The organism is Arthrobacter sp. UYEF3 (assembly GCF_040546245.1).
GTDB lineage: Bacteria > Actinomycetota > Actinomycetes > Actinomycetales > Micrococcaceae > Arthrobacter.
Map to the genome: position 1 here is coordinate 42769 of NZ_JBEPNK010000016.1, position 15393 is coordinate 58161.

Consider the following 15393-nt stretch of genomic DNA (forward strand, 5'->3'; position numbering starts at 1 on the left):
CATGCGGACCACAACGAAAAACTACGGGCGCCATAGTGCGGTCAAGATCTCCCGAAAACGGCACGCCGGGATGTTCGAAAAGGGCATGGCGCTGGCCAGCGCCGCCATGCTTGCCGCCCTCGCACTTGTCGTTGTGCCCCCGGCGACGGCGGACACGGCGCCCGCCGATCCAATGTCACCGGCCAGCCCCGTCACGGTCTCCGCCGATGCGCTTCCCACAGTCCAGATCGACGGCGTCGTTTGGCAACAGGTAGTCGTCGGCAACATTGTCTACGCAGCAGGCAACTTCAAGACCGCCCGCCCGGCCGGTGCTGCGCCGGGAACGAACACGGTCCCGCGGCTCAATCTTCTGGCGTTCGACCTCACCACCGGAAATCTGATCAACTCGTTCGCACCCAGCCTGAACGCGGAAGCGCGGTCGATCGCGGCCTCACCCGACGGCACACGGATCTACGTTGGCGGCTCCTTCACGCGCGTCAACGGCACAGCGGTCTCGCAGATCGCGGCTGTGGACGCCAATACCGGCGCTCTCATCACCAGCTTCATGCCGTTGCCCAACTCCCGCGTCAACGCGATCGTGGCAACGGACACCGCCGTCTACGCCGGCGGCTGGTTCAACGCTGTGGGCTCGGTGCTCCGCAGCAATTTGGCCGCATTCAGCGCCGCGGACGGCGGCCTTCTGCCATGGGCCCCGAACGCGGCCGGTGGGGGCGTGAACGCTATGGTCCTGTCTCCGGACAAGGGCAAGGTTGCGCTGGGCGGAGCCTTCAGCAGCCTGAACGGCTCGTCGAACCCCGGTTACGGCCTGGGGATGGTGGATGCCACCAGTGGTTCCTCGCTGCCGTTCAGTGCCAACAACGTCGTCAAGGACGCGGGCAACAACGCGGCGATTCTGTCTCTTTCATCCGACGGCACCAACCTGTACGGAAGCGGATACGTCTACGGGTCCGGCGGTAACCTCGAGGGAACCTTTTCAGCGAACTGGTCAGACGGCTCCCTTACTTGGCTGGAGGACTGCCATGGCGACAGTTACGGAATCTACGCTGCGCCAACTGCCGTGTACGTGGTCAGCCACGAGCACTATTGCGGCACTATCGGTGGTTTCCCGCAGGCTTCACCGCAATCTGCCTGGATTCACCATCGCGCAACAGCGTTCAGCAAGTCGGCGACGGGTACGATCACCCAGAACAAGTATCCGGACTACGCGAATTTTGCCGGGAATCCGTCCCCGACGCTGCTGAACTGGTTTCCCGACCTCGACTACGGAACCTACACGGGTCAGAATCAGGGAGCGTGGACGGTGGCTGGCAATTCCCAGTACGTCGTTCTGGGGGGCGAGTTCCTGCACGTGAACGGCACGGCGCAGCAGGGCCTGGTTCGTCTGGCGACAAAAGACATCGCTCCCAACAAGCAGGGCCCGACAGTGACCGGATCTAATTTCAATCCGTCCCTGATTACGACGTCCACGGGTACCGTCCGCGTTAACTGGCAGGCGAACTGGGACAGGGACAATGAGAACCTGAGGTATGACGTTATCCGTGACGGAGACACCGGGCACCCCGTCTTCACCACCACACAGGCGTCCACGTCGTGGAACCGGCCCGCGATGAGTTTCACGGACAAGGGCCTCGCGCCCGGATCGACTCACGGATACCGCGTTTTTGCGACCGATCCCTTCGGCAATACGGCCCGGTCGGACACGGTCAACGTCAATGTTGCCAGCAACTTGGCACTCAGCGGGTACGGAGCGGCGGTGTTTCAGGACGGCGCGCAGAGCTACTGGCGGCTCGGGGAGGGCACTGGGGCTACGGTCACCGACTGGGCCGGATTCTCTAACCTTACGGCCGGCAGCGGAGTGACGCGCGGAGCATCGGGGGCCATAGTCGGTGATACGAACACCGCGTCCGCTTTCAACGGAACCAGTAGTGGTAAGGCCGTCGGCCCCTGGCTCATGGCGGGAGCCGATACATACACGTCCGAGGCTTGGTTCAGGACAACAAGCAGCAACGGCGGAAAAATCCTCGGATTCGGGGACAGCAATACAAAAGATTCCAGCAGCTATGACCGGCAGATCTATATGGATAACTCCGGCCGAATCTGGTGCGGGGTCTATTACGCCGGCACTAAGACGGTCAACAGCGCGGCATCCTACAACGACGGCCTGTGGCACCACGCCGCGGCGACGTTAGGCGGAGGAATTCTTACGCTGTACGTCGACGGTCAGAAAGTAGGTGAGCAGACAGGGGTGCCGTACGGTCAGCCCTATAGCGGCTACTGGAAAGTCGGCGGCGACTCGTTGAACGGCTGGCCCGCTCAACCAAGGAGTAACTATTTCAGCGGCGATATCGACGACGTTGCCATCTACCCGTCCGTCCTGACCGCCCAGCAAGTGCAGAACCATTTCACACTCTCCGGCGAGGTCGTCAATAAGGCCCCGGTGGCGGCGTTCACCTCCTCCGCAACGAGCCTACGCGCCTCCTTCGACGCGTCAGCGTCGTCCGATCCGGACGGGACGGTTGCCTCGTATGCCTGGGATTTCGGTGACGGTTCGGCTGCCGGAAATGGCAAGACGGTCTCGCACGCGTACGCTGCTTCCGGCACGTATCAGGTCACCTTGAGGGTGACCGATGACAAGGGTGCTTCGAATACTCTGACGAAGCCGGTGACGGTAGCCTTTGTCAACCAGCCGCCCGTGGCATCGTTCATTTCGTCGTCGTCGGCACTGACTGCGTCCTTCGACGCGTCGGGGTCGTACGACTCGGACGGCACCGTGGCGTCCTATGCTTGGAATTTCGGGGATGGGTCGGCTGCCGGCTCTGGCGTGGCGGCGCAGCACGGGTACGCTGCGGCGGGGACGTACCAGGCGACGCTGACCGTGACGGATAACAACGGCGCCTCCAATGCGATCACAAAAGCCGTGACGGTGGCTACGATCAATCAGGCGCCGGTGGCCGCGTTCACGACGTCATATTCAGGGCTGACGGCCTCCTTTGAAGGGTCCGGGTCTTCCGATCCCGACGGCACCGTGGTGTCGTACGCCTGGGACTTCGGGGACGGGTCCGCGCCCGGCAACGGCGCAACGGCGCAGCATTCGTACTCCGCCGCAGGCACCTACAACGTCACCCTGACCGTAACCGATGATAAAGGCGCGACAAACACGGCGGCCAACTTGGTGACCCTGGCATCCCCGAACCAACCGCCGGCCGCCGCGTTCACGTCGTCGTCCGCGGACCTGACGGCCTCGTTCGACGCTTCAGGATCGTCCGACCCTGATGGCACCGTCGCCTCCTACGCGTGGGATTTCGGGGATAACTCGGCCGCTGGCTCCGGTGTGGCGCCGTCGCACCCGTATACCGCGGCCGGAACCTACCAGGTCGCGTTGTCGGTCACCGATGACAAGGGCGCGACGAATTCGGTGACGCATGCCGTGACAGTTGCGGCTCCGAATAAGCCGCCGGTCGCCGCGTTCACGTCGTCTTCCTCGGGTCTGACCGCTTCCTTCAACGCCGCCGGATCCTCCGACTCGGACGGGACCATTGCGTCCTATGCGTGGGACTTCGGGGACGGGTCAGCCGCTGGTTCCGGAGCAACACCCTCTCACGCCTACGCTGCTGCGGGTTCGTACCAGGTCAAGTTGGTGGTCACCGACAACCAGGGCGCCGCTGGTTCGGCTTCGGGCGAGGTTTCAGTAAGCGACGTACTCGCGCAGGACGGTTTCACCCGGAACGTTGCCTTGGGATTCGGCACCGCCGACGTCGGCGGTCCCTGGAGCGTGGACACAGGCGCAGGGCAGGTCTATTCGGTGTCGGGCGGATTTGGTAGGTTCGTTACAAACGCGGCGGGCCAACCAAGCGCCACTCTCGGCTCTGTGTCCTCGAGAAGCACGGACATCACGGTGAAAGTGTCCCTTGACAAGAAACCGGACGGTGGTGGCTACTTCGTATCTCTCATCGGGAGGAAAGTCGGCAACAGCGATTACCGGGCGAAGGTATGGATTGCTTCGACAGGCCAGATGACCCTGTACCTCACCAAGATCATCTCGGGAGCGGAGACAGCCATGACCACCACCGTTCTTCCGGGCGTGGCCTACGCCGCCGGAGACCAGTTGCAGATCCGCCTCCAGGTCAACGGGCTGCTTTCCAGCACTATCAACGGCAAGGTCTGGAAGACGACGGCGGTGGAACCCTTGGCGTGGACAGCGTCAACGACGGACACGACAGCCGGGCTTCAAACGGCCGGGTCGGTCGGCTTGCTGACTTACCTCTCTAGGACGGCCACAGTTGGACCGGTAACGGCGAGCTTCACCTCGCTCACGGCTAAGGTGGTGGGCTGATGCTCCGACAGGCACTGACACAGATGCGCGGAGAGGCAGTGAAAAAGACCTGTGGCTACATGCACGGTCGTCGCCCGCAGAATGGTCTTACGATCCTGCAGTCATTCCCGGTGCCGCGCAGCACCACCAACCCCTATTTGGTGATGCTGCAGCGGGCTCTGCAAGCCGAGCCCGGAACGGAAGTACTCAACTTCACGTGGCGTACTGCGCTCTTGGGTGCCTACGACGTGTTCCACGTTCACTGGCCCGAGATCCTCGTCAACGGGCATAGCCCTGTCAAAAAGCTGGTACGCCAGATCCTAACGTTGGCCCTACTGTTCCGACTTCGCCTCACGCGCACGCCCATTGTGCGTACGGTGCACAACATAGAATCGCCGCAGGGGATCACGAAGAGGGAAAAGGTCCTGCTATCTCTGATCGAGAGAGAAACGGCGTCGAGAATTCGTCTGAACGCGACAACGAAACTGCCTGAGGGCCGTACGGCTACCATACCGCACGGCGATTATCGTTCTTGGTTCGCGCAATTTCCCAAGAGCCCGGTGATAGAGGGGCGGATTGCCTACGTGGGGTTGATCCGCCGCTATAAGGGAGTTGAGCGGCTGATTGAAGCTTTCCGTGGAACGCAGGGACTGGCCGAGGGATTGTCCCTCTCTGTCGGTGGTCATCCGTCAACGCCGGAACTGGGCAGGCATGTCGGCCAACTCGCACTGTCCGATCCGCGGATCTCGTTGGACCTTGCATTCCTATCAGACGAGGAACTGGTGAAGGCTGTCACAGCCGCAGAGCTGGTGGTGCTTCCATACCGGTTCATGCACAACTCCGGTGGCGTGCTGATGGCGCTCTCCCTGAACCGCCCCGTGCTGGTGCCGCTGAACAAAGTAAACCGGATGTTGAGTGAGGAGGTAGGTCCAGGCTGGGTATTTACCTACCTAGGTGATCTGAAGGCTTCTGACCTTCTCTCCACACTGCGGCAGATCAAAATGAACGCACCGCGGCCGGAGCCCTGCTTCGCTGGCAGGGAGTGGGCAGAGACAGCCAGGGAGCACGGTCGCGCCTACCGCGCGGCGGTTGAGGCGAAGCGGCAGGGCACGAACAAGCTCGGGACCTCGAGCATTCCACCTGCCGCAACGTTCGGTGAGGAGGCGGCGGCATCGTGACCGTGACCAGGAAACTCACCGTAGCGGTGCTCACCTACAAACGCCCGGAGAGGCTACGGCGGGGGCTGTCCGTAATTGTGGAGCACGTTCAGGCGTTGAACATGGCCGGGGAGTTGTGCGTCCACGCAGACGTCCTCGTCATCGACAACGACCCGGCAGGCAGCGCCCAGCAAGTTACGGAGCAGCGCGACCCCAAGCTGGTGCACTACGTCCTAGAGCCGGAACCGGGCATTTCCGCCGGACGCAACCGTGCCCTTGACGAGGCCTCAGACGCAGACATGTTGGTCTTTATTGACGACGACGAGGAGCCGGAAGGCCAGTGGCTCTACCCGTTGATCAAAACGTGGCAGGAGACGGGCGCCGCCGCCGTCATGGGACGCGTGGTGTCGGTCTTCGAGAAGGAGCCAGGGCCTTGGATCAGGGCCGGCGAGTTCTTTGTACGCCGCCGGATGCGTACCGGAACCCATATCGGCGTTGCTGCCGCCGGCAATCTACTGCTGGACGTGGCCCAGATCCGTGAAAGCGGTGCGCGGTTCCACCGTCGATTCGGCTTGACCGGCGGCGAGGACACCCTCTTCAGCAGAATGCTCACCCGCAGCGGAAAGCAGATCGTCTGGTGCGATGAATCCGTGGCCGAGGACTTCGTCCCCGCAGACCGGATCAACCGCAAATGGGTCCTTGCGCGGGCCTGGAGCCACGGAAATTCAGCCACTCTGGTAGAGCTTTACCTTGCCGAGAACCTCTTATGCTCCCTAGCCCTCCGCATCCGCATGGCAGCTCGCGGCCTGCTCCGCATCGGCGGAGGTAGCGCCCGGTTCGGCTACGGGTTGTTCGGTGGCTCCTTGCGGAACCAAGCCAGAGGCCTGCGTTCCGCCATGCGGGGGGCGGGGATGCTGGCAGGTGCTATGGGTGTGGCCTACCAGGAATACTCACGCAAACGAAAGGCGGCCTGACCCGTGAAGAATACGAGTCTGTTGACAAAAACCGCCACTGCACGGATCAAGCCCATCATCCGGTCCTACTCCGGACCCATCGGGTCCATCACCGGAGTCAAGACCCACGCCCCCGTCATTGTGATGACCTTCGACGACGGTCCTGATCCACGCGGCACCGAGGCGATTCTTCAAGCCCTCGCGGATTTCGATGCCACAGCTACCTTCTTCGTGCTACTCACCCGGGCGCGGCGGCACCCTGCACTGCTTTCGGCTGTGGCAGAGAGTGGACACGAGATCGGGCTGCATGGAATTGACCACCGACGGCTTACAAACCTCCCAGTCAGAGAAGTTCTGCGCCGAACTAGGGACGGAAAGAACGAGTTGGAAGACCTCACCGGCGCCCAGGTCCGCTGGATGCGGCCTCCTTACGGTGCACAATGTGTGAGCACATGGGCGGCAATCAAGGCCTGCAGCCTTGAACCTGTCATGTGGAGCAGAACAACCAGCGACTCTCGTGAAGCGAGCCAAGACGAACGTGTCGCCCGAGCCACGAACGGTGCAGTCTCGGGAGACATCCTGCTCGCTCACGACGGCTTTGCCGGACCCGCGGACGGCGTCTACGACGGGCCGGAACCCTTCGTGGACCGAGGCGGACTGGCCGGTCGCGTGCTTTCCCGTTTCGAGGCATCCGGTCTCGCTGGTCGCTCGCTGGGGGCAGCCCTGGCCCAGGGCGAATTCCGGCGTTCCGTGTGGTTCAGCCGGCGGCGGGCTTGATGTCGACGGGGACAGCACTCCCGCCGCTGGCGCTGGTGGTAGTGAACTATGGATCTCACAAGCTCTTGGAACGAAACCTGCAGAAAGTGTCCTCGCAAACTCCTGGCGCGGCCGTCGTGGTCGTTGACAGTTTCTCGTCCACCCCGGAAAGAAGAGCTGTTCGTGCCCTGGCTTCCCGGCACGGATGGGATCTAGTGGAACCAAACGAGAATGTAGGCTTCGGCAAGGGCATGAACCTCGGCGTCGCCCGCGCGGCGAGCGGGGGAGCCCAGAGCTTCCTGCTGTTGAACCCGGATGCGACCATCGACAATGCCAGCATCAGCCAGCTGCACGAGTCGGTGGCGCTGGATCCACTGTTGATTTCATCGCCGCTGGTGCTCCGGCCGGACGGCTCAACCTGGTTCGATGGGGCGGATCTTTACTTGGACACCGGCCGGACGGCTTCCGTGCGGAAACGGGCATCCAACCCTGGAAGCCCTACCGAGCCGTGGCTCAGCGGCGCCTGCCTGATGGTGAGCGCGGCTCTGTGGAACGAGGTGGGAGGGTTCGACGAGGAGTATTTTCTCTACTGGGAGGACGTAGACCTCTCGTATCGAGTCACCAAGGCCGGTGGCCGGCTTGCGGTGCTTCGCGGCGCGGTTGCGGTGCATGACGAGGGCGGAACCCACTCGCCCGAGAACGTAGCTCGCCTGGACCGGCGGAAGTCGTCGACCTACTACTACTACAACATCCGCAACCGGCTGCTCTTCGCGGCACGGCATCTGGACGACGACAGTCTGAGTCGCTGGCGGTCGAGTTCCGGACGCGCCGCATACGACATCCTGCTGCGCGGGGGCAAGCGACAGTTCCTTCGCCCCGCGGCGCCGTTGCGGGCGGCCCTGCACGGCCATCTGGACGGTTTGCGCATCGCCGACGGGGAAGCGCGTCGTCGCGGGACGGTGGGCAAATGAGGTCCATCTTTCTGCCCATCACGACCGGGGATGACATCTATCGCTGGCTTATCACCGCTTGCGCAATCGCCGCCGCCGCGCTCTGCGTCTTCATGCTGCGGAAACACCCGAAGGCCGGTTTGGCTCTCTGGCTTTCTTCCCTGTGTTTTGTCCCGTATTGGGTGGGAGTGGACGTCAAGATCTTTTTTCCTGTCGTGACCGCCGCCACTGTTGTTCTCATCATCGCGCTAGGAACCTTGGCGGCCCACCGCACCAGATTGACCGACTGGGTTGCGGCATCCCTGATGCTCACATATTTCGTCGCCGCGTTCCTAGGCATGACCACTCTCGCATCAGGGTTTACGCTGATCGCCACCTGGGGAGTCAGCTACCTACTTGGACGAACCGTCATCGTCCGGTTGTCGCTCGAGTGGTGCTATGCGGCGGTGGGTGTGGCTTTCACCTTGGTCGCGGTTCTCGCCACCGTTGAATACGTGACGGGAACTAACCTCTTTGTTCTTTGGCACTCGGATAACTCGTCCTACGCGATCTGGTCCCCGCTCCAGTATCGCGGCGGCCAGCTCCGCGTTGAGGGTGCCTTCGGGCATTCGATAGCGCTGGGCGCGAGCTTGTCCATAGCAATTCCGTTAGTCATCGCGTCCACCCTGCGACTATGGATCCGGTTCTCGATGGTCGCAGTAATGATTACGGCAACCATACTGACCTTCAGCCGGACCGGAATGATCTGCTCGGTTTTAGGGCTCCTTCTAGCCGTCCTTTGCATGCCTAACGATCTGAGCCGGCGCCTAAAGGTCTACGTCAGCTGCGCAGTTCTCGCGGCGGGAGCGGTCGGGCTGCCCTACGCTAACAAGTTCTTCGAAAGTACCGGCAAGGAGGCGTCCGGAAGTGCGGACTACCGGACGGACCTACTGTCCCTCCTCGATGACATGCGGATCGTGGGGATGTCTCCGGCGTTCGCCGTTTCACCCAAAGGTGAGGCCACCTTCAGCGGTTTCAAGTCCATTGACAGTGCACTGGTCCTGACGGGTCTTACGTATGGTTACCTGCCTCTGGCTACAGTGATCTCGTTGCTTCTTGCGGCCGTCATCCTTCTGCTCCGCGGCCGCGCCACAGCACCCGTTGTCGCTCTCGTCGCACAGATTCCGGCGCTCGCCACCGTGGCTCTCATCACGCAATATGCAGTATTTCTGTGCTTCACGGCGGGCCTGGCAGTCGCCGCGCAGGCGGTGGCCAGAGATCAGACAAAGCGACGGAAGCAAGCTACGAACATCGCGGTGCCGAGCGTCGGCCCGGAACATTCCTTCCACCAGCTTCAGCTGACACGACAATCCGGGGGTTAAGAAATGCCATTGATCGGTCTCTTCAAAGGCGCTAAAGGCGCCGCTGCGGTGATTATCCTCGCCGTTCTCCTTGGCTGGGGAGCGGCCGCGAGTTTAACCAACCTTTCCACGCCGACTTACAAGGGTCAGTCGAGCCTGTACATCACCTTGCAGAGCAACAAATCGGCAACCGACCTGAACCAGGGCTCCACATATGTCCAGAGCCAGATGATTTCCTTTGCAGAGCTTGCCTCCACTCCTGTGGTGCTGGATGCGGTAATCTCGGAGCTTCAGTTGAATAGCACCACCGCCAAGCTTGCAGGCTCCGTCTCCGCAACGATTCCACCCAATAGCGCAATTCTGCAGGTTACCGCAACGAACACGTCGCCGCAGACGGCAGTGGATGTGGCCAATTCGGTAGCAACCCACCTTGGCCAATTGGTCACGCAACTAGGCCCGAAGGATACCGATAACAAGGGCATCATTGTTGTCAAGACAATCAAGACGGCCGTTCTGCCCACCTCGCCTTCGGCGCCGAACGCGGATCTGAACCAGAGCGCAGGTGCCTTGCTCGGGCTGCTGCTCGGCACCCTGGCCGTCATCGGCTGGCGTAGCTACCAGTCCAAGCGGCGCACGGCGGAAAAGCTTGAATCTGAAACGGGTATGCCCGTCATCGGCACCGTCGTTGCGCACGACGGCACCTCTTCAACACTGCTTATGGTGCAGGACCCCGGGGGTCTCCACGCCGAACAGTACCGGCGCTTGCGCGAGAATTTGAGGGCTTCGCTGGCCTCCCGGGACAGCCTGTGCGTGGAACTTACGTCCGCACTGACCGCCAAAACTGTGATCTCGGCAGTGAACCTTGGGGTGGCCTTCGCCGAAACGGGAGTCTCCGTCCTAGTGATCGATGCCGACCTTAGGTCCCGCCGCGCGTGGGGAAACCTGTCATCCGGGGGAGGCCTGGCCAAGTATCTGAGTGACGAAACGGAGACGTTGGAGGCAGCGATTGAACGAAACAGTGCTCTCGGAATCGACATCCTTCCTGCGGGAGTGACGCAAGAACCGGCGGGCAAGCTGATCGCTTCATCGCGAATGGCCGACTTGGTGAAGAGCGTTCGGGGTATCTACGAGGTAGTGATCGTTAATACCCCTCCCGTCTTGAGCGCCGCGGATGCAGTGGTGCTCGGCGAGTTGACGCAGGGGGCGGTGCTGGCAGTGGAAATGAGCAAGGCCAATGCCGGACGGATTGGTGAAAGCGTGGCTTGTCTCCGGATCTCCGGTACCCGCATCATCGGCCTAGCGGTGGTGCGCCGCCACTTCGGTCTGCCACTGCGGAGGGGCAGCGCCGCCAAACGGGCTGGGAAAAGCTATGCGCGGGTGGGCTGAACGGCTGAGAGGATCGTCGGCGGCAGAAGAGCGGCGAATGGAATAAAGGCATGGGCGCCACTGAAACGACCACGCGGTGGATCCGTCTGCGCTCCGCCTTAGCCACCTTATTGACCATACTTATGCTCGTCTTGATATCTGCAAGCACCAGTCCGAACGTAGTGGCGATCGCTGACGTGCCGTTGCCACCAGGCGCGCTGCCGCCCGGTTCGGCCCATTACGACATTCCTTCCGGGGCGCTCTTTGTTTCGCCATCAGGCTCCGATTCCTCGGACGGATCCATAAATGACCCCATGTCTTCGCTGGCCGCAGCCGTTGACGGGGCGCAGAGCGGAAGCACGATTGTGTTGAGGGCCGGAACCTATCACGAGTCAGTGATTCTTCCAGATTCCAAGCAGCTCACTGTGCAGCCCTTTCCGGCGGAAGCAGTGTGGTTCGACGGCACCGCGCCACTCGCCGACTGGCAGCCATCCGCGCGGGGCTGGGTCCACGCCAACTGGACTGTTCAGTTTGATTCAAGTCCTACCTATACCAGGGGCGCCCCTGACAACACGGCGGAATCATGGCGGTTCGTGAACCCCGCTTATCCCTTGGCTGGACATCCTGACCAAGTTTTTTTGGACGGAGTGAACCTGCGCCAGGTCGGTTCCCAAGATCAACTGATGCCGGGAACGTTTTTCGTGGATTACGAAGCGGCCTGCCTGTACCTCGGGAGCGACCCGACCGGGCACGAGGTAAGGTCGAGCAATCTTTCCTCGGCCTTCGTAATGGCCGGGCCGCGGAGCACTGTCCGCGGTATTGGGATCCGAGGTTACGCCCCCTCGGTTCCTGACATGGGCGCGATCTATATCGCCCCAAGCGCAGCAAACTCGGTGATGGAGAACCTTCTGCTGCAAAACAACGCCACTACTGGCTTGTCCGTTAACGCCTCAGGAGTTCAGCTCCGACATGTCACGAGTGAGTACAACGGGCTTCTGGGTGTTCAAGCCACCGAGGCAGACAATCTCACGGTTGAGGGAGCACTAATAAGAGGGAATAACACGGAACACTTCAATCCATCACCGGCGGCCGGCGGCCTGAAGATCACCAGTTCGCGGGGCACTGCTGTGCGGGATAGCAGCTTCGCAAAAAACGAGGGAGTGGGCCTCTGGTTCGACGAGTCCTGCTATGGCATTGAAGTCACCGGCAGCCTGTTCACAGGCAACGCGGTCCACGGCCTGCAGGCAGAACTGTCAGCCCAGGTGTTGGTTGCGAACAACAGATTCGTGGCTAATGCAGCCAGTGGAGCCGAAATCCAGAACACGGGTTCCGTGAGGATCTGGAACAACACCTTTTCCGGTAACTTACGGGCCGTAAACCTCGTACAGGACAATCGACGCGCGGCCGACGTTGGGACACAGGGACACGATTCGCGTCAGGCCGTACCCGATCCGGAAGTCAGCTGGCTAACGCGGGACATCACTGTGAGGAACAATGCGTTTCTCCGGCCAGCAGCCGGTTCGCCCTGCCTGCTGTGCATGGCAGATCAGGAGCGCAAGCTCAGCGGGCAGCAGTTGCGTCTCAGTATCAGAGGCAATGCTTGGTACCCGGCGTTGCCAGACGGACCTCGGGCGGCAGCTATATGGCTAGCGGGATCCGCCGGAACCCTCTCGCTCCCGGACCTGGCGTCATTTCGGGCAGCGACGGGCCAGGAGCACCCAGGGGTGGAATTGGCACTGGCCGCCGGGGCGGATGAAGCAACGCAATTGAAAGCGCTCACGAAGGTGCTCTTCCAAGTGGCAGATCCAATGCCGGACGATATCGCGCGACTGACCAGGCTGCCTCTAGGCGTGCGTTTGGTTGGATCAGCGCTAAAGGACCCGTTGCTGAACTGATTCTGCTGGGATCAGACCGGTCATTTCGGCGGCGAGACTGGTTCGGTACTGGACGATGCCGTTCCTTTCTAGGGCGGCTTCGGCGTCCTGAACCGCGCGTTCGCGGAAGGATGGCCACTCCTCGGCAACCCGCTGCAATGCGTCGGCCAGGTCTTCAGGCTTCCCGGGTTCGACGAACACCGCGGAAGCATAATTCTCCGCGGCTTCGCGCAGTCCTGAGGTGTTGCTGACCACGACCGGCCGGGCGGCGAGCACAGCTTCTACCGCGGTGTTGCCGAAAGGCTCGTCTCCTCTGGAAGGGACCACGGCCACGTCCGCCCGCATCAGGTGCGGCCAGACGTCCGGGTCGAATCCATGGAAGCGGACCTCATGCTCAAGCCCGTTGCAGGCAACGTAGCGGCGAAGTTCTTCTTCGTACCACTCATATCCTTCAAACACCGCGCCGACGATATCCAGCGAGGCGGGCCGTCCGCGTTCGATGAGGATCCGAACGGCGTTCACGGCCACGTCCACGCCCTTGCGTTCGGATAGCCGGCCCACGTACAGAACGCGGAACTTCCCCTCAAGCTCCACGCGCGCCGGCACTGGACCGTCCGGGCCCCGAACCCCGTTATAGATGACGGAGGCCTTCCGCCTCAGTCCCGGGAATGCTCCAGCCAGCACTTCCGCACTGTAGCGGCTGTTACATACGACTTTTGACGCAGGCAGCAAGGGTGCGTTCAGTAGCATTCGTATCGGTTTGACCGCCTTGGACTCCGCTTCGTGGACATGCACCAGCACCGGGCAACGCAATGAGCGGCCCACGATGGTCCAAAGCGGGATAGTCAGAGTGCTGACGTACAGCGCGTCCGGTTTTAACCGATTCAGGAGCGTCCATCCATGCCATGTGCCGGCGATACTCCGCAAGAGCAGCGAGGGCCAGCCTGCCGGCCGCATCAGGTTTTTCCGCAGGACGAGGGTCGGGTGCAGGACAACGTCGGCTCCCCGCGCCGTGAGCTCCCGGACCAAGGGGCCATGCGAAGGGATAGTGACCGTCACCGCCGCGCCGATGCTGGTCATGGCCTCGACACTTTCTAGGAATACGCGGTCCGATCCGTAGAGCTCACCGCTGGGGTGTGCCATCAGAATGCGAACGGCGGGCGATCGGGTAGAGCTGTTCACACCGGAACCTTCTCTCTATGCAAGGCACGCTTACCGACGTCGATGACTGAAACCAAATCTTTGCGGACCGACGGAACAGCCGTTCCCATCAGCAGCACCACGACGGCGGCACCGCCAGCGGCTACCACAGCGAGCACCGGAGGCTCGATGGCGCTGCTCACGAGATGCGCTGCAGCGGAAATGGCCGCGGCCATGAGGGTGATTCGTGCCGCCCCGCCGTAGAGGCGCCGGAGCGGAATAGCAGCCCACCTGGACAGCCACCAGAAGGAAAGCGGCCAGTTCAATGCCTGGGCCGCGGCGTAGCCTCCGGCAACGCCCACAATTCCCCACTGGCTCCCCAACAACAGCAGACCCACGGTGATGGCTGCTTCGGCGACCGAGTAGCGAAAAAGGTAGCGGGTCAGACCCTGTGATAGATACACCCAGTACCCCACATATGCCAGAGTCTGGAACGCGCCGGCGACGGCCAGCAGGCTGAGTACGGGCGCCAAACTAGCCCATTTATCGCCAAGGAACACAGTGGTGACGGGTGATGCGGCTCCGGCGACGAGGCCCAGTCCAGTGACAAGCGTGTAGCCAAGGGCCAACTGCCCGCGTTCGACGAACCGTGAGTAGCGCGCCTGTTCATCGCGTAGGCGTGAGAGCACGGGCAAGGCAACGGTGGTCGACGGAGCGCGCACCTGGTTCAACGGCGTCATCAGCAGTTGGAAGGCACGGTTGTAGAGCCCGAGGGTTGAAGGGCCGAACCGCAGGCCGATGATGAACGAGTCCGAGTTCTTGCTGACATACCCTATGAGCTGAGTGGACACTAGGTGCCAGCCGAACTTGAGCATCCCGTCCATCGGAGTGCTCACGGAGGGCGCGCCGGGAAGCCATCGGGCTGCAACGAGCACGAGTGCCAGCATCACAGTGAACTGGGTCAACTGCTGGGCAACCAGGGACCAATAACCGCCTCCATTTAGAGCAAACGCTACGGCCACGGCAAGGGCTGCCGCGGGTGATACGGTGTCCGCAACTGCGAGACGGAGAAATTTCAGCCGCCGGGTGAGGTCCGCCCGGTATTGAGTAGCCACCCCGTTGACTAGAAACATCCAGGCCAGCACCTGCGTCATGGGGGCGAGTTCGGACTGGTGATAGAGGTCCGCGATGAGAGGCGCCCCGAGGAAGATGGCAACTGACAGAACGAGGCCCAGGCAGGAGTTGATCCAGAACAGATTGTCGCGCTGTTTCCTCGAAAGCGTGGGCGCCTGGACGGCAGCCGAGGACAGTCCGAAATCGCGGAACAACTCGGCCACTCCGATGATCGCGGTCACCATGGCAAGTAAACCGTAGTCCTGCGGGCTCAGGAGACGGGCAAGGACCACCACGGACAGCACCTGGATGATGATGCGTAATCCCTGGCCCCCCAAAGTGATAAAAACACCGCGAGCTGCGAGATTGCCTAGCTTTCCCCCAGCCGCGGAAGACCGGTGACTCATGAGTATGTAATCCCCTCCACTATCTA

Annotated in this window: 10 protein-coding genes; 8 read left to right on the forward strand and 2 right to left on the reverse strand. The window is 61.9% G+C overall.

The window, feature by feature from the left end; all coding sequences use genetic code 11:
- Window position 1 precedes the first annotated feature (1 nt).
- The 8 genes from ABIB14_RS12305 to ABIB14_RS12340 are packed head-to-tail and all read left to right on the forward strand — an operon-like array spanning window position 2 to window position 12728.
- The gene (locus ABIB14_RS12305) at window positions 2-4333 is read left to right on the forward strand and encodes a PKD domain-containing protein (protein WP_354236164.1); all 4332 of its coding nucleotides are present in this window, start codon (window positions 2-4) and stop codon (window positions 4331-4333) included.
- The gene (locus tag ABIB14_RS12310) at window positions 4333-5490 is read left to right on the forward strand and encodes a glycosyltransferase family protein (protein WP_354236165.1); all 1158 of its coding nucleotides are present in this window, start codon (window positions 4333-4335) and stop codon (window positions 5488-5490) included. Before ABIB14_RS12305 ends, ABIB14_RS12310 begins: the two co-directional genes overlap by 1 nt.
- Window positions 5487-6443, forward strand: a complete 957-nt coding sequence (locus tag ABIB14_RS12315) for a glycosyltransferase family 2 protein (RefSeq protein WP_354236166.1) — start codon at window positions 5487-5489, stop codon at window positions 6441-6443. The genes ABIB14_RS12310 and ABIB14_RS12315 overlap by 4 nt, the downstream gene beginning before the upstream one ends.
- Window positions 6444-6446: 3 nt before the next feature.
- Window positions 6447-7199, forward strand: a complete 753-nt coding sequence (locus ABIB14_RS12320) for a polysaccharide deacetylase family protein (protein WP_354236167.1) — start codon at window positions 6447-6449, stop codon at window positions 7197-7199.
- Window positions 7199-8149, forward strand: a complete 951-nt coding sequence (locus ABIB14_RS12325) for a glycosyltransferase family 2 protein (RefSeq protein WP_354236207.1) — start codon at window positions 7199-7201, stop codon at window positions 8147-8149. The genes ABIB14_RS12320 and ABIB14_RS12325 overlap by 1 nt, the downstream gene beginning before the upstream one ends.
- Window positions 8146-9489 carry an O-antigen ligase family protein gene (locus tag ABIB14_RS12330; RefSeq protein WP_354236168.1) on the forward strand — a complete coding sequence of 448 codons (1344 nt, stop codon included), beginning with the start codon at window positions 8146-8148 and terminating at the stop codon, window positions 9487-9489. The genes ABIB14_RS12325 and ABIB14_RS12330 overlap by 4 nt, the downstream gene beginning before the upstream one ends.
- A gap of 9 nt (window positions 9490-9498) precedes the next feature.
- Entirely contained in the window at window positions 9499-10854 is a 1356-nt protein-coding gene (locus ABIB14_RS12335) for a tyrosine-protein kinase domain-containing protein (protein ID WP_354236169.1), read from the forward strand.
- Window positions 10855-10904: 50 nt separating this feature from the next.
- Window positions 10905-12728, forward strand: coding sequence for a right-handed parallel beta-helix repeat-containing protein (locus ABIB14_RS12340; RefSeq protein WP_354236170.1), 1824 nt, complete (start codon window positions 10905-10907; stop codon window positions 12726-12728).
- Here ABIB14_RS12340 and ABIB14_RS12345 read toward each other — a convergent pair.
- Window positions 12705-13889, reverse strand: coding sequence for a glycosyltransferase family 4 protein (locus ABIB14_RS12345; protein WP_354236172.1), 1185 nt, complete (start codon window positions 13887-13889; stop codon window positions 12705-12707). The two genes, ABIB14_RS12340 and ABIB14_RS12345, sit on opposite strands and share 24 nt — an antisense overlap.
- Window positions 13886-15367, reverse strand: coding sequence for a lipopolysaccharide biosynthesis protein (locus tag ABIB14_RS12350; RefSeq protein WP_502909658.1), 1482 nt, complete (start codon window positions 15365-15367; stop codon window positions 13886-13888). The genes ABIB14_RS12345 and ABIB14_RS12350 overlap by 4 nt, the downstream gene beginning before the upstream one ends.
- Window positions 15368-15393 lie beyond the last annotated feature (26 nt).